We start from the raw sequence: 16351 nt of genomic DNA, 5'->3' as shown, positions 1-16351 counted from the left end.
GGCGCGCCTCGTAACGAGGCGCGCCGATCAGCGGTGTTCAGGCGGCGCTGGGGCGCAGGGAGTAGGTTTTCAGCTGATTGGCGAACTCGCGCAGCGAATGAATACCGCTGGCCTCGGCTTCATGGACCCAGTCCTTGATCGCCGCGAGCATGTCGTGGCCATTCGAACTGGTCTTGACCCAGATCTGTTGTAGCGCCAGGCGTTTCTCGTAAATTACTTTCAGCGCCTGGCTGTGCTCCAGCATGCCTTCGATATGCAATTGGTGCTTGTCGTTGAGCAGGCTGGTCTCGCGCGACAGCAGGCGCTTGGCCCGGCGGAATTTCTGGCGCACGGAATGATCGACCTTGGCCAGTTCCTGTTTCACCAGCGGAGCGATCACCAGCTTGCGGTACTGGGCCATGATCTGGAAGCGGTTGTTGAGAATCGCCATCGCGGTGTCCATGTCCAGGTGGCCCTTGCCCTCGACCCGGTGGGCGATCGGCGCGACACGCTGTACCCTGGCCAGACGCAGGAAGCTGAAGACCTTGATCCAGGCCCAACCCAGGTCGAACTCCCATGCCTTCACCGAGAGCTTGGCCGAGTTGGGATAGGTGTGATGGTTGTTGTGCAACTCTTCGCCGCCGATCAGGATGCCCCAGGGCACCAGGTTGGTGGCGGCGTCGCGGCACTCGAAGTTGCGATAGCCGATGGCATGGCCCAGGCCGTTGATCACGCCGGCGGCCCAGAACGGAATCCACATCATCTGGATCGCCCAGATGGTGATGCCGATGGCGCCGAACAACAGCAGGTCGATAATACCCATCAGCGCCACGCCCAGCATCTTGTAGCGGCTGTAGAGGTTGCGCTCCAGCCAGTCGTCCGGGCAGTTCTTGCCGTAGATGCGCAGGGTCTCGGCGTTGCGTGCCTCGGCCCGGTACAGTTCGGCCCCGGTGCGCAGCACGGTCGAGAGGCCGAGGACCACCGGACTGTGGGGATCATCGACAGTTTCGCATTTTGCGTGATGTTTACGGTGGATTGCGGTCCACTCGCGGGTATTCTGTGCCGTGGTCAGCCACAGCCAGAAACGGAAGAAGTGCTTGAGACCGCCGTTCAGCTCCAGGGAGCGGTGGGCGGAATAGCGGTGCAGATAAACCGTGACGCCGACGATGGTCACGTGGGTCATCAACAGGGTGACCGCCACCAGTTGCCAGGCTGACAGGTCAAGGAAACCGTTGTACCACATAGGCTGTATGGCCCTCGATAAAGTGAAGAACAGCAGATGCATTATCACTGAGCCACCAGAGAAAACCAGTCGCCGTTTCAGATAAGAGTGCCGGGATGTTTCTTACTCTATAATTCCGGTCGTTTTGTAGGGCAATTTGGCATTTCTAGAGGGAATTAGTACCGCTTATGGCAAGTTCATACCGCAGTGCCTTGAAGGCGGGAGTGTTGTACCTGTTGTTGTCGGTCCTCTGGATCCAGCTCAGCCAGCACGTGTTGAACCGTTTTTTCGATGAACCCGAGCAACTGGTGCATTGGCAGATCGTTCGCGGCTACCTGTGGATAAGCGTCAGTGCGGTGCTGATTTTCCTGATCCATGCGCGCTACCAGCGGTTTGCCCAGGCCGCGCGGGAGCAGCAATCCGCAGTGGCGGTCGAGGATCGCGAGCGCCTGCGTCGGGCCGCAGCGGTGTTCGACTGCACCCGCGAAGGGGTGTTGGTCACCAACCGCGATGGCTTGATCGTCCACGTCAACCGGGCGTTCGTCGCCATTACCGGTTATCAGGAGGCCGAGGTGCTGGGCAAGCGGCCGAGCCTGTTCAAGTCCGGGCGCCATTCGGCCGAGTTCTACCAGAAGGTCTATCAGGCCCTGGAGGCGAGTGGCGAGTGGAATGGCGAGATCTGGAACCGGCGCAAGAGTGGCGAAATCTACCCGCAGTGGCAGACGATCCGGGCGGTTCGCGATGATCAGGGCCAGCTCAGCCAGTATGTCGCAGTGTTTTCCGATATCACCGCGATCAAGAACTCGCAGCACGAGTTGAGCCAACTGGCGCACTACGATCCCCTGACCGGCCTGCCCAATCGCCTGTTGTTTTCCGACCGAACCTCCCAGGCCCTGGCTTCGGCGCAGGTGCACAAGCGCGGCTGCTCCCTGCTGCTGATCGACCTCGACCATTTCAAGATCATCAACGACAGCCTTGGCCACAATATCGGCGACCAGTTGCTCAAGGCGGTGGGCGAGCGCCTGCAGGGCCTGTTCGGCATCGGGATCAGCCTGGCGCGGCTGGGTGGCGACGAGTTTGCCGTGCTGGCCGAGAACTGTCCGCAGGTAGTCCAGGCGGCCGCCCTCGCCCAACGGGTGATCGAAGGGCTGAAGGAGCCGTTCCTGCTTGACGGCCACCAGCTGTTTATCAATGCCAGCATCGGCATCAGCCTGTTCCCCAGCGATGCGCTGAATGCCGAGCAATTGCTGCGCAACGCCGACTCGGCGCTGTTCAAGGCCAAGAGCGCCGGCCGCGAGGGGTACGCGCTGTACACCGAGGAGCTGACGGCCCATGCCCAACATCGGGTGGAAATGGCCGGTGAGCTGCGCCGGGCGCTGGAGCAGCATGAATTGCGGGTGTACTACCAGCCGGTGCATGAACTGCGGGGCAGTCGCCTGGTCGGGGTCGAGGCTCTGGTGCGCTGGGAGCATCCGCAGCGTGGCCTGGTTTCGCCCGGTGAATTCATTCCGATTGCCGAGCGCACCGGATTGATCGCCGAGATCGATGCCTGGGTCATGGAACAGGCCTGCCGGCAGATGTGCCAGTGGCAGCAGGACGGCCTGGCGCTGTCGTTCATTGCGGTGAATGTCTCCAGCCGGCTGTTTGCCCGGCGCGAGCTGTACCAGCAGGTGGCCAAGGTCCTGGACGACACGGGCCTGGACCCGGCACTGCTCGAACTGGAAGTGACCGAAAGCGCGGTAATGGACGATCCCGAAGTCGCGCTGGAGCAGTTGCATCGTCTGCGTGAGCTGGGAGTGAGCCTGGCGATCGACGACTTCGGTACCGGCTATTCCTCGCTGTTGCGGCTCAAGCGTTTGCCGGTGCAGAAGCTCAAGATCGACCAGGGCTTCGTCGCCGGCCTGCCTTGGGACGAAGACGACGCGGCGATCGTGCGCGTGGTGATCGCTCTGGCGCAGAGCATGGGCATGCAGGTGCATGCCGAGGGTATCGAGCAGCAGGAACAGGCGGGTTTCCTGCTGGAGCAGGGGTGCGACCTGGGCCAGGGTTACTGGTTCGGTCGGCCGGTGCCGGCGCCCAGGCTGGATTGGCAGCATGCCCCGCAGATCTGCGCAACGGTCTGATGCAGGTGGCGCCTGTCCGGACGTTATCGCCAGCAAGCCGGCTCCCACAGGTCTTTCAGTGCCCACAAGCTCTGTCTCTGGCACAACACCCTGTAGGAGCCGGCGTGCTGGCGATCCGCCGCTATGCGGTGACCATCTTTCTCAATTGTTCTCATTTTAGTTATATCAAAATTCTTAAATAGTATTTTTAAGAATAACCGTGCCTGACTAAGATTGCCTCAACGCCAAAAAGCAGTGCCGCCACTGCCGCGGCAACTCTCATTTCAGGAGCACGACCATGAGCGCATCTCTGCGTAGCGTTGACGGCCAGGACGAAGCAACCATTCTGCGTGAGATCCAGAGCGCCTTGCGCGACCTGCGTTTTGGTGCGGTCGAGATCACCGTGCACAACGCCCAGGTGGTACAGATCGAGCGCAAGGAAAAATTCCGCCTGCAAAACCCCAGTAACAAACCCAGCTGAATCTCGCTCAGCCCTCTGAGCCGTCAGAGGTCCGACGGGTCACCGGAGGGCACATTCACCCGTGCCTTTCCAGGAATACAGCAGCGTTCAGGCGCGAATGCAGACCTGATGTGCCATAAGAAAAAAGCCAATACCTCACATTTTTTCGGGAGCTTCACCATGTCGTCGATTCGCCGTTACGCCCTGGCTGCGCTCGCCAGCGCCATGTTTGCCGGTTCCGCCGTTGCCAAGGATTACGAACTGCTCAATGTGTCGTATGACCCGACCCGTGAGCTGTACCAGGACTACAACGCCGAATTCACCAGCTTCTGGAAACAGGCGCACCCTGGCGACAACGTGAAGATCCAGCAATCCCATGGTGGCTCCGGCAAACAGGGCCGTGCGGTGATCGACGGCCTGCGCGCCGACGTGGTGACCCTGGCTCTGGCCGGCGACATCGACGAAATCGCCAAGCTCGGCAAGACCCTGCCCGTGGATTGGCAGAAGCGTCTGCCGGACGCCAGCACGCCATACACCTCGACCATCGTGTTTCTGGTGCGCAAGGGCAATCCCAAGGGCATCAAGGACTGGGGCGACCTGATCAAGAAAGACGTGTCGGTCATCACCCCGAACCCGAAAACCTCCGGTGGTGCCCGCTGGAACTTCCTCGCCGCCTGGGCCTATGGCCTCAAGGCCGGTGGCAGCGAAGCCAAGGCCCAGGAATATGTGAAAGAGCTGTTCAAGCACGTGCCGGTCCTGGACACCGGTGCTCGCGGCTCGACCATCACCTTCGTCAACAACGGCCAGGGCGACGTCCTGCTGGCCTGGGAAAACGAAGCCTTCCTGGCCCTGAAGGAAGATGGCGGCGCCGACAAGTTCGATATCGTCGTGCCTTCGCTGTCGATTCTCGCCGAACCGCCGGTTGCGGTGGTCGACAAGAACGCCGAGAAGAAAGGCAACACCGAGATCGCCACCGAATACCTCAAGCACCTGTACAGCCCGGCTGGCCAGGAAATTGCGGCGAAGAACTTCTACCGTCCACGGGACGAGAAGGTCGCCGCCAAGTACGAGAAGCAATTCCCGAAACTGCAACTGGTGACTATCGACAAGGACTTCGGCGGCTGGAAAACTGCCCAACCGAAATTCTTCAATGACGGTGGCGTGTTCGACCAGATCTACCAGGCCCAGTGACCGGAATCGGTAACCTGAAATAAGCCAAGCCCAGGGCCCCGATAGCATTCGGGGCTTTTGTGCGTCAAAACCAAGGACTTTTATGTCGCGTCGTATCTCCCCCGTCATACCCGGCTTCGGGCTGACGCTGGGCTACACCTTGGTGTACCTCAGCCTGATTGTGCTCATACCGCTGGCGGCGATGTTCGTGCATGCCGCCCAGCTCACCTGGGACCAGTTCTGGAACATCATTTCGGCCCCGCGGGTGATTGCGGCGTTGAAGCTGAGCTTCGGTACCGCCCTGTACGCAGCCATCATCAACGGCATCATCGGCACGCTGCTGGCCTGGGTGCTGGTGCGCTACACCTTCCCCGGCCGCAAGATCATCGATGCGATGGTCGACCTGCCGTTCGCACTGCCCACCGCAGTGGCCGGTATCGCGCTGACCGCGCTGTACACCCCGACCGGGCTGGTCGGGCAGTTCGCCGCCGACCTCGGTTTCAAGATCGCCTACAGCCCGCTGGGCATCACCCTGGCGCTGACCTTCGTGACCCTGCCGTTCGTGGTCCGTACGGTGCAGCCGGTGCTCGCCGACATTCCCCGTGAAGTCGAAGAGGCCGCCGCCTGCCTGGGCGCCCGGCCGCTGCAGGTGTTCCGCCATATCCTGGTACCGGCGCTGCTGCCGGCCTGGCTGACCGGCTTTGCCCTGGCCTTTGCCCGTGGCGTCGGCGAGTACGGCTCGGTGATCTTCATCGCCGGCAACATGCCGATGAAGACCGAGATCCTGCCGCTGCTGATCATGGTCAAGCTCGACCAGTACGACTACACCGGCGCGACTTCCATTGGCGTGCTGATGCTGGTGGTTTCCTTTGTCCTGTTGCTGCTGATCAACTTGCTGCAGCGGCGTATCGAAACCCCATAAGGAAGCGCGAACATGTCCCAATCGTCCATTGCCGCCGCGTCCTCGGCCAATGCCGCCCGGCGTGGCAGTGCCACTTCGCGGCGGATCCTGATCGGCCTTGGCTGGCTGGTCTTTGCCCTGTTCCTGCTGCTGCCGCTGTTCATCGTGGTGTCCCAGGGCCTGAAGAACGGCCTGGGGGCGTTTTTCACCGCGATCTTCGAACCCGACGCCCTGTCGGCGTTGAAACTGACGGTGATCGCCGTGCTGATCTCGGTGCCGCTGAACCTGGTGTTCGGCGTCAGCGCCGCCTGGTGCGTGAGCAAGTACAGCTTTCGCGGCAAAAGCATCCTGGTGACCCTGATCGACCTGCCGTTTTCGGTGTCGCCAGTGATCGCCGGCCTGGTTTACGTGCTGATGTTCGGCGCCCAGGGCCTGTTCGGCCCGTGGCTGTCCGACCATGACATCCAGATCGTCTTCGCGCTGCCGGGCATCGTCCTGGCGACCATCTTCGTCACCGTGCCCTTCGTCGCCCGTGAACTGATCCCGCTGATGCAGGAGCAGGGCACCCAGGAAGAAGAGGCCGCCCGGTTGCTGGGCGCCAACGGCTGGCAGATGTTCTGGCATGTCACCGTGCCGAACATCAAGTGGGGCCTGATCTACGGCGTGGTGCTCTGCACGGCGCGGGCGATGGGTGAATTCGGCGCGGTATCGGTGGTTTCCGGGCACATTCGCGGGGTGACCAACACCCTGCCGCTGCACGTCGAGATCCTCTACAACGAATACAACCACGTGGCCGCGTTCGCCGTGGCGAGCCTGTTGCTGATCCTGGCGCTCTTCATCCTGCTGCTCAAGCAGTGGAGCGAAAACCGAATCAACCGCCTGCGCGCCAGCGCCGCGGAGGAATAAGTCATGTCGATCGAAGTCCGTAACGTCAGCAAGAACTTCAATGCCTTCAAGGCCCTGAACAGCATCAACCTGGATATCAACAGCGGCGAGTTGGTGGCCCTGCTCGGCCCGTCCGGCTGCGGCAAGACCACCCTGCTGCGGATCATCGCCGGGTTGGAAACCCCGGATGCCGGCAACATCGTGTTCCATGGCGAAGACGTGTCCGGCCATGACGTGCGTGATCGCAACGTCGGGTTCGTGTTCCAGCATTACGCGCTGTTCCGCCACATGACGGTATTCGACAACGTCGCCTTCGGCCTGCGCATGAAACCGAAGAACCAGCGGCCGAACGAAAGCCAGATCGCCACCAAGGTCCATGAGTTGTTGAACATGGTGCAACTGGACTGGCTGGCCGACCGTTACCCGGAGCAACTGTCCGGTGGCCAGCGCCAGCGCATCGCCCTGGCCCGTGCCCTGGCGGTGGAGCCCAAGGTGCTGCTGCTGGACGAGCCGTTCGGCGCGCTGGACGCCAAGGTCCGCAAGGAACTGCGCCGCTGGCTGGCGCGGCTGCACGAAGACATCAACCTGACCTCGGTGTTCGTGACCCACGACCAGGAAGAGGCGATGGAAGTGGCCGACCGCATCGTGGTGATGAACAAGGGCGTGATCGAGCAGATCGGCTCGCCGGGCGAGGTCTACGAGAACCCGGCCAGCGATTTCGTCTACCACTTCCTCGGTGACTCCAACCGCCTGTACCTGGGCGAGGACAACCACGTGCTGTTCCGTCCGCACGAAGTGTCGCTGTCACGGCATGAGCTGGAGGATCACCATGCCGCCGAAGTGCGCGACATCCGTCCGCTGGGCGCGACCACCCGGGTCACGCTGAAGGTCGAGGGCCAGAGCGAATTGATCGAGGCCGAAGTGGTCAAGGACCACGACAGCCTGATCGGTTTGGCGCGGGGCGAGACGCTGTTCTTCAAGCCGAAGGTCTGGCAGAAGCTGGCGAGCGTCTGATCCTCAAGGCGTGTTGGGCTTGCTGGCCTCTTCGCGGGCAAGCCCTGCTCCTACAGGTTATCGGTTGTACGCAACACTGATGTACGACCCCGAACGGTAGGAGCCGGGCTTGCCCGCGAAGAGGCCCTACCCAACACTACAAAACCATCAGACCGCCGCGCGCTTCTCGCGCAACCGCACCACTCCCGTCCGCGCCTCGATTGCCTGCTTGAGCGCCTTGCGCAAACCCAGCAGAAAGGCCAATTCGGCCACCACGAACAACGGCCCGACGATCAACCCGCTCAGGTCGTCGACGAATGCCGGCTTGCGTCCCTCGTAGTAATGCCCGACGAACTGGATGATCCAGCCGACCACGAACAGGCCGATCCCGGTGCTCAACCAGACCATCGTGCTCTGCGCCGCAATGATCTGGCCTAGCCAAACGGATAGGCCGAGCAGTACGGTCATCAGCACTCCCAAGGCCACTTCCAGGCGCAGATAGAACCAGGCCGAGGCCACCGTCAGCAGCACCGCCGGAGTCAGCCAGAGCCCGGCCACCGGCCATCCCGGGCGTGACAGCAGTGTCGCGACAGCGATCACGATCAGCGGAATACCGATGAAGTGGCTGGCGATGTTTCGCGGATCACGGTGGTACTCCGCGTATTGACTGAGATGCTCGACGAGGTTTTTCATTGTTATTCCTCCTGTAGGGTGATGGGATCATGCCCTGCTCGAAAACTTTGCGCTGTCGGCTAGCCGACAATCGTCTCGGAGTTCCCATGGAAGTATCTGCCTGGCGCTCGCGCCTGCTGACGGGTCACTGGTTCAGCAATCTGCCGGCTCATTTACAGGATAGCCTGCTGGCTGCGGCCAAGGGCCGGCGCCTGACGCCAGGCCAACGACTATTCAAGCGCGGTGATCCGCCCTGTGGCCTGTATGCGGTGCTCGAAGGCTCGGTGCGGGTCGGTTCGGTCAGCGAAAAGGGCAAGGAGGCCCTGCTGAGCGTGATCGAGTTGCCGTACTGGTTCGGTGAGATTTCCCTGTTCGACGGCTTGCCGCGTACCCACGATGCCTATGCGGCCAGCCACACCATCCTGCTGCAGGTGCCGCAGGGGGCCTTGCTGCAGCTGTTGGAAGAGCATCCCGAATACTGGCGGCATTTCGCCTTGCTGATGAGTCAGAAACTGCGCCTGACCTTTATCGGCCTGGAGCAGTTGAGCCTGCTGCCCGCCCGGGCGCGGCTGGTGCATCGGCTGCTGCAGATCGCCGAGGGGTATGGCGAACTCAATCACTCGCGCCAACTGATCCCGCTGGCCCAGGAGCAGTTGGCGGCGATGCTGTCGCTGTCGCGTCAGACCACCAATCAGATCCTTCAGGGGTTGCAGGACGAGGGCATCCTGCACCTGAACTATGGCGAGATCGAAATCACCGATTTGGCGCGCTTGCGGGCTGCGGCCGAGGACTGAGCGGTAGTCTGTGCAGTGGGGCCCTTCGCGGGCCCTGCCATTCAGCGCATGCCATCGCGAAACTGCCCCGGCGTGATCCCGGTCCAGCGCTTGAACGCGCGGCTGAAGCTGCTGGTATCGGCAAAGCCGAGCAGGTAGCTGATTTCACTCAGCGAACATTGCGGGTCACGCAGGTGCTGCAGCGCCAGGTTTTCCCGACATTGATTGAGCAGCGTGTCGTAGCGGCAACCCTCGTCGGCCAGGTGCCGTTGCAGGCTGCGCAGGCTCAGGTGCAGGGCCTGGGCGATGCGTTCGGCCGAGGGCTCGCCCTCGGGTAATTGCGCCTCGATGGTCTCGCGCACCCGGCGCTCCCAGGTTAACGGCTTGAGCTGCGCCAGCGTGCGGTCGAGTACCGCTTCGTTGTGTTCGGCCAGCTCCGGGTTGGCGTCGTCCAGGTGGCTGTCGAAATCGCTGCAGGCAAACTCCAGGCGATCCTCTTCGGCACCAAAGAACACCGGTGCGCGAAACACCGTGTGCCAGGGTTTGGGATCGGCCGGCTCGGCGCGCCGCAGGTGCACCGCCAAAGGCGCGTAGTCGCGGCCCAGGCGGTTGCGGCAGGTCCGTACGTAGATCGCGGCGAAGGCGTCGATGGCTTCCTGGGCCGGCTCCGGGCTGCCCTTGGGCACCCGCAGGCTGAAACGGTAGTGCTCGCCTTCACGGCTCAGTTCCAGTTCCAGGGCATCGCTGATCACGGTGTGATAACGCACGATGCGCTCGAACACTTCGCGCAGGCTGCCGCTGGCGACCAGTGCATAACCGAGGGCGTGAAAGGTGGTCGGGCTGACGAACCGCGACACCCGCAGGCCGATCGCCGGGTCGCCGCTGGCCGTCACCGCCAGTTGCCACAGACGGGTGGTGGCCGACAACGGGTAGCGGGCGTTGGGATCGTCCATCAGTTGCGGGTCGATCCCGGCCTCGCGGCACAGGGCGGCGCTGTCGAGGCCGAGGGCGTCGAGCTGCTTGCGCAGGGCGCGGGTCCAGCTGGAAAGCGAGGTCGGTTCAGGCATGTTGGCGCGTCCGGTCAACGGGTTGGCGTTCGCGGCTACGGCCTTCAGGTGATGCTACGGCGCAAGATACGAACATCAATGACCAGAGGATGGAATCATGGAAGGTGTTTGCGCAAGTCCCCAGGCCGCGAATGGTCATCTGCTGGACGATCAGCAGCGTTCGGCGCGCATTCGTGAAGTGGTACTGGCCAGGGGCGTCGAGCTGCGTCGGCGCTACCCGCTGCTCAACCATCAGGACGCCATTGGCGCCAGCATCCTGGCCTTTGCCCTGGCCGGCATGATCGTTTCGGCGGCGCTCTATATCGAGGGTTACCTGGCTTGGTGGGGGTGCCTGCTGGTCAACGCCTTCCTCGCCTCGCTGACCCACGAGCTGGAGCACGACCTGATCCACAGCCTGTATTTCCGCAAACAACGCCTGGCGCACAACCTGATGTTGGCGCTGGTCTGGCTGGCGCGGCCGAGCACCATCAATCCGTGGGTGCGCCGCCACCTGCACCTCAACCACCACAAGGTCTCCGGCAGTGAGGCTGACATGGAGGAGCGGGCGATCACCAATGGCGAACCCTGGGGGCTGGCGCGGCTACTGATGGTCGGCGATAACCTGATGTCGGCGCTGATCCGCGTGGGCCGGGCGAAAACCTGGGCGCACCGGCGCAGCATTCTCAAGCGCGTGGTACTGGTTTATGCGCCGCTGGCCCTGCTGCACTGGGGCGCCTGGTATGTATTCCTGGGTTTCCATGGCGCCAACGGCGTCGCTGCGCTGCTGGGCACGTCGATCGACTGGTCGGCCGGGACCCTGGCGATGATGCGGGTGATCGATATGGCGGCGGTGGTGATCATAGGGCCGAACGTGCTGCGCACTTTCTGCCTGCACTTCATCAGTTCGAACATGCATTACTACGGCGATGTCGAGCCGGGCAACGTCATCCAGCAGACCCAGGTACTCAATCCTTGGTGGCTGTGGCCACTGCAGGCGTTCTGCTTCAACTTCGGCAGCACCCACGGGATTCACCATTTCGTGGTCAAGGATCCGTTCTATATCCGCCAGATGACCGCGCCGGTGGCGCACAGGGTGATGGCCGAGATGGGTGTGCGCTTCAATGATTTCGGCACGTTCGGCCGGGCGAACCGCTTTGTTCGGCGCGAGCGCAACCGTGTCCAAGAGGTGAGCAGCGCTCGAGTCTGAGGCGTTTTGGTTTGGCTGGACAGGGGCCGCCAAGGTCGGAAAAGCCGAGGTCGTCGGCCCGGCTCACCAGGCAGTTCGGGCGTTGCGCCATGTCGGGGTGCCTCTCAGCAGGCGATGAAGGTCAGGGGCAGGTCGCGGATCTGTTCGGGCAGCGGCGGCTGGTAGTGATCGTCGCTGGTGAGTTCGTGCAGCAGTTCCTCGCGCAAGCGGTGGAAGTCGAAGCCACTGCGCTGGCGTGGATGGGGCAGGGCGATCTCGACCACCTGCTTGATCCGCCCGGGGCGCGGCTCCATCACCACCACCCGGTCGGCGAGAAAAATCGCTTCGTCGACATCGTGGGTGACCAGCAACGTGGTGATCTGTGCGCGCTCGCGGATCGCCAGCAGTTCGTCCTGCATCTGTTGGCGAGTCAGCGCATCGAGGGCGCCGAACGGTTCGTCCAGCAGCAGGATGCGCGGGCTGGTCACCAGCCCCCGGGCAATCGCCACGCGCTGGGCCATGCCACCGGAGAGCTGGTGCGGGTAGGCACGGGCAAAGTCGGTGAGCCCTACCAACTGAATGAAATCCTTGATGCGCTGCTGGCGTTCGTTATTGCCCAGTGTCTCGTTGACCAGGCCCAGGCCGATGTTTTCCTCGACCGTCAGCCAGGGAAACAGCCGGTGCTCCTGAAACACGATGCCGCGCTCGCTGCCGATGCCGTCGATGGCCCGGCCGTCGACGCGGATCTCGCCCTGAAAGGTGGTGTCCAGGCCGATCAGAAGGCGCAGCAGGGTCGACTTGCCGCAACCGCTGGAACCGACGATGGCGACGAATTCGCCTTCGGCGATGTCCAGGCTGAAATTGTCGATGGCCTGCAGTTCGGCGCCGTCGACGTCGAAGGACTTGCCGACCTGGTTGAAGCTGACCAGTGGTGCGTTCATGCGTTTCTCCAGCGGGTGGCGCGGGTTTCGAGGCGTTGACCGAGCAGGTTGATCAGCGCGCCGGTGGCACCGACCAGCAGCATGCCGGCCATGATCACGTCCATTTGCAGCAGTTGCTGGGCGCCGATCATCAGCGAACCGATGCCGCCGTTGGACGGCATGAAATATTCGGCGCCGAGGGTGCCCAGCCAGGCGTAGATCAGGCTCAGGCGCAGCCCGGCGAAAATCCCCGGTGCGGCGCCGGGCAGTACCAGCTTGCGCAACCGTTGCCAGAGGCTCAGACGCAACACCTGGGCTGCTTCGGTCAGTTGTGGCGAGAGCGTGGCGACGCTGCGCTGGGTGGCGATGAACAGCGGAAAGAACGCCGCAAGGGCAACGAACACCGCCTTGGCCCATTCACCCAGGCCGAACCAGGCGGTGATCAGCGGCACCCAGGCGAAAATCGCGATCTGGCGCAGCGCCGACAGGCTCGGGCCGAGCAGACGTTCGCAGGTCGTCGACAACCCCAGCAGCAAGCCCAGGCCCAGGCCCAGCGAGCCGCCGAGCAGCAGCCCGGCCAGGGTACGTTTCAGGCTCAGGCCGAGGCTGCGCGGCAGGCTGCCGTCGAGCAGGCCGTTCCAGGTGCTATGCAGCACCGCAAGGGGGCTGGCGAGGATGCTGCCGTCGACCCACTGCAGCTCGCTCGCCAGTTGCCAGAGCACCAGCAGCGTCAGCGGCAACAGCCACGGTTGCAGGCGTTGCCAGCCCTGGTAACGCGGGCCGCGAGGAATCTGCGCGGTGGCCGGATGCGGCCAGTGCACCAGGCGCTGGTCGAGCAGGGCGATACCGCGATCCATCAGCACGCCGATCACACCGATGACCAGGATGCAGACGAAGACGATATCGAGCATGAACAGCTGCCGGGCATAGACCATCAGGTAGCCGATGCCCTCGCTGGAGGCCAGCAGTTCCACCGCCAGCAGCGAGGTCCAGCCGGCGGCCAGAGCCAGGCGCAGGCCGGCCATGAACGCTGGCAGTGCGGCTGGCAGGATCAGCCGGCGCACCAGCAGAGACGGTGGCAGCCGCAGCACCGCAGCGGCTTCGCGCAGGCGCGGTTGAGCGTCGCGTACACCGACCAGGGTGTGCAGCGTCACCGGCACCACGATGGCCTTGATCAACACCACCAGCTTGAGCAGTTCACCAATGCCGAAAAACACCATGAACAGCGGGATCCAGGCCAGGGTCGGGATTTGTGCCAGGGCGCTGAAGGTGGGGAACACCAGGCGCTCGGCGCGGCGACTGAAACCGAGGCTGGCGCCAAGCAGGGCGCCGAGGCCGACGCCGGCGAGCAGGCCGTACAGCAGCCGTTGCAGGCTGATCCACAGATGGCTCCACAGCTCGCCACTGCCCAGTTCCACGGCGCTTTGCCCCACCAGCACGGGCGATGGCAGGATCTGCTCGCTCATCCAGTGCTGGCGGCTGGCGGTCCACCACAGGGCGGCCAGGGCCAGTGGCAGCAGCCAGGGCAGCAGGCGTTGGCCGAGATCGGGCCAGCGTCGCGGATGGCGGGCGGGCGGCAGCGCCAGCGGCAGGCTGAGCAGGGAAATGCGGGCCATGGCAGACCTCCGTTGTCGGTTTTCCGGGCGATACACGGCGTCGGTGATGAATATGCTTTTTGGATCTGTAAAAAATCGTATCAATGCTATTGAGGCATAATAAAAGGCCATTTAAGGCCGATGGAGGGCCGGCATCCAATGCATTTGGGGAATATTTTCCATGCGTTTTGTGCATGACCCCGGCAGGGTTGAGTTTCGCTGCCTATATTTCTTAAAGTTACTAAAATGTGAATTATTAGTATTTTATGGGTGGTCAAAACTGTGCCTACCTTCTGCGCCTCGAAGCCTGTCGCATAGGAGCACCACCGATGAAAACCCTCTTCCAAGGCCGCCTCAGCCGGCTGTTCGTTACTCCCTTGCTGGCCGGCGTGCTGGGCTGTCTGTCGCTGTCCGTTGATGCGGCCGAGGTCAAGGAGATCCGCATCGCGGTGCCTGACCTGAGCGCCGGTACTCAACACAGTGGCGGTGGTGTGGTCGATGTGCTGCGCAGTCAGCAGATCCTGGAAAAGGCCTTTGCCGACCAGGGCATCAAGATCCAATGGAATTTCTTCAAGGGCGCCGGTCCGGTGATCAACGAGGCCATTGCCAACGGCCAGGTGGATTTCGCCTACCTGGGCGACCTGGCGGCAATCATCGGCAAGTCCAATGGCCTCGATACCCGCCTGCTGAGCGCCAGTGCGCGAGGGGTCAAGCAGTACCTGGGCGTGGTACCCGGTTCGGGCATCAACTCCCTGCAGGACCTCAAGGGCAAGCGCGTGGCGGTGTTTCGTGGCACCGCCTGCCAGTTGTCCTTTGATGCCGCGTTGGCCAGCCAGGGCCTGAGCGAGAAGGACATCAAGGTCATCAACCTGGACTTCAGCGCAGCGGTGGCGGCACTGGCGGCGAAACAGGTCGATGCCTCCTGGGGCGGGTCGAACCTGGCGGCGCTGAAAGCCAAGGGCCTGGCAGAGTTGCCGGTGACCACCAAGACCCTGGGTGGGGCGGGCAGCATCCAGAGCGTGCTGCTGGGCTCGGGAGCCTTTGTCGATGCCCATCCGGAGGTGGTCGCCACGTTGCTCAAGGCGCAGCAGCAGGCGGTGGACTGGCTGACCCAGGATGACAACAAACAGGCCTACGTCGAGCTGGTGTCGGGGCTGGCGAATTATCCACAGCTGATTCTGCAGCAGGACCTCAAGGACGAGAAACTGAGCGAGATCTTCCCTTCGCAACTGGACCCGGTTTTTCTCGGCAAACTGCAGGATTCGGTGGACCTGGCGGTGCAGCAGAAACTGATTCGCCGGTCGTTCAAGGTGACGGACTGGGTGGCGCCGAATCTGGCGGCGGCGGGGTTGTGATGCTGGCTGTCCTTTAAGGCCTCTTCGCGCCGAACCGCCGCGAAGAGGCCAGTCAGACCGCCACGCGTTCTTCCTGGTTATCCACAGTCACTAGCGTCTCGATCATTGCCCGCGCCGCCGGTGACAAGCGGAACCCGGTGCGGCTGACGATGCCGCAGCGTGCACTCAGGTGCTCGATGTTCTGCGGCAGGTTGCGCCAGTGCAGTTGCACCAGCGCACCCTTCTCCACGTCTTCCTCGAACGCCTCCCGACTGCCCAGGCCGATCGCATTGGATCGACGCACGATCTTCACCAGCGCCGGAAAATGCTCGGTCTCGATGTTCGGCGAAAAGTCCGTGCGTCCGCTGAGGTTTGCCAGCAGCTTGCGAATGCCCGGTGGAATCAGCGTGGCCGCCAGCGGGTAATCGAACATGTCGTTGGTCGACAGGCTGTCCTTGGCCAGCAGCGGATGCCCTGGTCGGCAGAAGAACACCCCACCGCGTGGCCGCAGCGGCTGGGTCTGGAAGTTCGGGTCGGCCTCGAAGTGGCGGATGTCGGCGATGAAAAACTCGATCTCTTCGCGACTCAGGCTGCGGCTGAGTCGTTCCCAGTTATCCACCCGGAAACGGGTATGGATTTTCGGGTGGGCGTTGAGGAACCGGGCCACCGCTTCCGGCACCAGCTTCACCGCCGGTGCCGGTCCGCAACCGAAGCGCAGTTCGCCGGCGTCGAGCTTGGTCATCTGCGTCACTTCGGCATTGAGCAAGGCCGCGCCCTGCACCAGGCTCAGGGCGTGCTGTAACACCACCTGGCCTTCGGGCGTGGGGCGCAGGTCCTTGTTGCCGCGGTCCACCAGCACGCAGCCGAACTCCTGCTCCAGCCCCTGGATGCTGCGGCTGAAGGCCGGCTGGGTGATGCCCATGGCGTCCGCCGCACGGACAAAACTGCGGTGTTCGTTGAGGGCGATGAAGTAACGCAACTGGCGAAGATCCATATGCTTTCCCGGCATCCGAAAAATAGCTCGAAGGTATTGGCGACGAGCAAGGCTTGAGGTTTTAAATGCAAGCTCTTATTCCGTCAACGAAGCATGTAGATATCTATTAGACGTAAATT

Annotated in this window: 14 protein-coding genes and 1 pseudogene; 9 read left to right on the top strand and 6 right to left on the bottom strand. The window is 62.8% G+C overall.

Going from position 1 to position 16351, the window contains the following annotated elements; translation table 11 throughout:
• Window positions 1–37: 37 nt before the first annotated feature.
• Complete coding sequence (gene desA, locus BLU37_RS06375; protein WP_172833004.1) at window positions 38–1222, bottom strand: delta-9 fatty acid desaturase DesA; 1185 nt, start codon at window positions 1220–1222, stop codon at window positions 38–40.
• Between the two features lie 167 nt (window positions 1223–1389).
• Here desA and dibA point away from each other — a divergent pair, with 167 nt between their 5' ends.
• The 6 genes from dibA (at window position 1390) to BLU37_RS06345 (ending at window position 7733) form a co-directional block, all read left to right on the top strand.
• Entirely contained in the window at window positions 1390–3324 is a 1935-nt protein-coding gene (dibA, locus tag BLU37_RS06370) for a phosphodiesterase DibA (RefSeq protein ID WP_090203274.1), read from the top strand.
• A 277-nt stretch (window positions 3325–3601) separates the two neighbouring features.
• Window positions 3602–3784, top strand: a complete 183-nt coding sequence (gene oscA / locus BLU37_RS06365; RefSeq protein WP_007945260.1) for a sulfur starvation response protein OscA — start codon at window positions 3602–3604, stop codon at window positions 3782–3784.
• Window positions 3785–3943: 159 nt separating this feature from the next.
• Window positions 3944–4954: a sulfate ABC transporter substrate-binding protein gene (locus BLU37_RS06360; protein ID WP_010447345.1), complete on the top strand. Its 1011-nt coding sequence runs from the start codon at window positions 3944–3946 to the stop codon at window positions 4952–4954.
• 82 nt (window positions 4955–5036) lie between these two features.
• Window positions 5037–5855: a sulfate ABC transporter permease subunit CysT gene (gene cysT / locus BLU37_RS06355; protein ID WP_010447344.1), complete on the top strand. Its 819-nt coding sequence runs from the start codon at window positions 5037–5039 to the stop codon at window positions 5853–5855.
• Between the two features lie 12 nt (window positions 5856–5867).
• The gene (cysW, locus tag BLU37_RS06350; RefSeq protein ID WP_010447343.1) at window positions 5868–6740 is read left to right on the top strand and encodes a sulfate ABC transporter permease subunit CysW; all 873 of its coding nucleotides are present in this window, start codon (window positions 5868–5870) and stop codon (window positions 6738–6740) included.
• A 3-nt stretch (window positions 6741–6743) separates the two neighbouring features.
• Entirely contained in the window at window positions 6744–7733 is a 990-nt protein-coding gene (locus tag BLU37_RS06345; protein WP_010447342.1) for a sulfate/molybdate ABC transporter ATP-binding protein, read from the top strand.
• Between the two features lie 147 nt (window positions 7734–7880).
• Here BLU37_RS06345 and BLU37_RS06340 read toward each other — a convergent pair whose 3' ends face one another.
• On the bottom strand, window positions 7881–8405 hold the full coding sequence (locus tag BLU37_RS06340) for an Mpo1 family 2-hydroxy fatty acid dioxygenase (protein WP_090203271.1): 525 nt from the start codon (window positions 8403–8405) through the stop codon (window positions 7881–7883).
• Between the two features lie 86 nt (window positions 8406–8491).
• Between BLU37_RS06340 and BLU37_RS06335 the strand changes: the two genes are divergently transcribed.
• On the top strand, window positions 8492–9178 hold the full coding sequence (locus tag BLU37_RS06335; protein ID WP_010447338.1) for a Crp/Fnr family transcriptional regulator: 687 nt from the start codon (window positions 8492–8494) through the stop codon (window positions 9176–9178).
• 41 nt (window positions 9179–9219) lie between these two features.
• Here BLU37_RS06335 and BLU37_RS06330 read toward each other — a convergent pair whose 3' ends face one another.
• A complete protein-coding gene (locus BLU37_RS06330) occupies window positions 9220–10224 on the bottom strand; it encodes an AraC family transcriptional regulator (RefSeq protein WP_090203269.1) in 1005 nt (334 codons plus the stop codon).
• Between the two features lie 97 nt (window positions 10225–10321).
• On the opposite strand from BLU37_RS06330, the gene BLU37_RS06325 reads away from it, so the two are divergent.
• Window positions 10322–11410 carry a fatty acid desaturase gene (locus tag BLU37_RS06325; protein WP_090203266.1) on the top strand — a complete coding sequence of 363 codons (1089 nt, stop codon included), beginning with the start codon at window positions 10322–10324 and terminating at the stop codon, window positions 11408–11410.
• 104 nt (window positions 11411–11514) lie between these two features.
• Here the strand turns inward: BLU37_RS06325 and BLU37_RS06320 are convergent, their stop codons facing one another.
• Window positions 11515–12330: an ABC transporter ATP-binding protein gene (locus BLU37_RS06320; RefSeq protein ID WP_090203264.1), complete on the bottom strand. Its 816-nt coding sequence runs from the start codon at window positions 12328–12330 to the stop codon at window positions 11515–11517.
• Window positions 12327–13884 (bottom strand): annotated as a pseudogene (locus BLU37_RS06315) (ABC transporter permease); the annotation flags it as partial. The gene BLU37_RS06320 and the pseudogene BLU37_RS06315, both read right to left, overlap by 4 nt.
• 349 nt (window positions 13885–14233) lie before the next feature.
• Between BLU37_RS06315 and BLU37_RS06310 the strand changes: the two are divergent.
• Window positions 14234–15259, top strand: a complete 1026-nt coding sequence (locus tag BLU37_RS06310) for an ABC transporter substrate-binding protein (RefSeq protein WP_090203258.1) — start codon at window positions 14234–14236, stop codon at window positions 15257–15259.
• 52 nt (window positions 15260–15311) lie between these two features.
• Here BLU37_RS06310 and BLU37_RS06305 read toward each other — a convergent pair whose 3' ends face one another.
• The gene (locus BLU37_RS06305; RefSeq protein ID WP_029532928.1) at window positions 15312–16232 is read right to left on the bottom strand and encodes a LysR family transcriptional regulator; all 921 of its coding nucleotides are present in this window, start codon (window positions 16230–16232) and stop codon (window positions 15312–15314) included.
• Window positions 16233–16351: the final 119 nt, after the last annotated feature.

It is taken from the genome of Pseudomonas asplenii, assembly GCF_900105475.1.
GTDB classification, from domain to species: Bacteria; Pseudomonadota; Gammaproteobacteria; order Pseudomonadales; family Pseudomonadaceae; genus Aquipseudomonas; species Aquipseudomonas asplenii.
This window is presented reverse-complemented; position numbering and strand designations above follow the sequence as displayed.

Bases quoted from the DNA above. Each gene is read 5' to 3' on its own strand.
- desA (WP_172833004.1), bottom strand. From the start codon at position 1,222: ATGTGGTACAACGGTTTCCTTGACCTGTCAGCCTGGCAACTGGTGGCG.
- dibA (WP_090203274.1), top strand. From the start codon at position 1,390: ATGGCAAGTTCATACCGCAGTGCCTTGAAGGCGGGAGTGTTGTACCTG.
- oscA (WP_007945260.1), top strand. From the start codon at position 3,602: ATGAGCGCATCTCTGCGTAGCGTTGACGGCCAGGACGAAGCAACCATT.
- BLU37_RS06360 (WP_010447345.1), top strand. From the start codon at position 3,944: ATGTCGTCGATTCGCCGTTACGCCCTGGCTGCGCTCGCCAGCGCCATG.
- cysT (WP_010447344.1), top strand. From the start codon at position 5,037: ATGTCGCGTCGTATCTCCCCCGTCATACCCGGCTTCGGGCTGACGCTG.
- cysW (WP_010447343.1), top strand. From the start codon at position 5,868: ATGTCCCAATCGTCCATTGCCGCCGCGTCCTCGGCCAATGCCGCCCGG.
- BLU37_RS06345 (WP_010447342.1), top strand. From the start codon at position 6,744: ATGTCGATCGAAGTCCGTAACGTCAGCAAGAACTTCAATGCCTTCAAG.
- BLU37_RS06340 (WP_090203271.1), bottom strand. From the start codon at position 8,405: ATGAAAAACCTCGTCGAGCATCTCAGTCAATACGCGGAGTACCACCGT.
- BLU37_RS06335 (WP_010447338.1), top strand. From the start codon at position 8,492: ATGGAAGTATCTGCCTGGCGCTCGCGCCTGCTGACGGGTCACTGGTTC.
- BLU37_RS06330 (WP_090203269.1), bottom strand. From the start codon at position 10,224: ATGCCTGAACCGACCTCGCTTTCCAGCTGGACCCGCGCCCTGCGCAAG.
- BLU37_RS06325 (WP_090203266.1), top strand. From the start codon at position 10,322: ATGGAAGGTGTTTGCGCAAGTCCCCAGGCCGCGAATGGTCATCTGCTG.
- BLU37_RS06320 (WP_090203264.1), bottom strand. From the start codon at position 12,330: ATGAACGCACCACTGGTCAGCTTCAACCAGGTCGGCAAGTCCTTCGAC.
- BLU37_RS06310 (WP_090203258.1), top strand. From the start codon at position 14,234: ATGAAAACCCTCTTCCAAGGCCGCCTCAGCCGGCTGTTCGTTACTCCC.
- BLU37_RS06305 (WP_029532928.1), bottom strand. From the start codon at position 16,232: ATGGATCTTCGCCAGTTGCGTTACTTCATCGCCCTCAACGAACACCGC.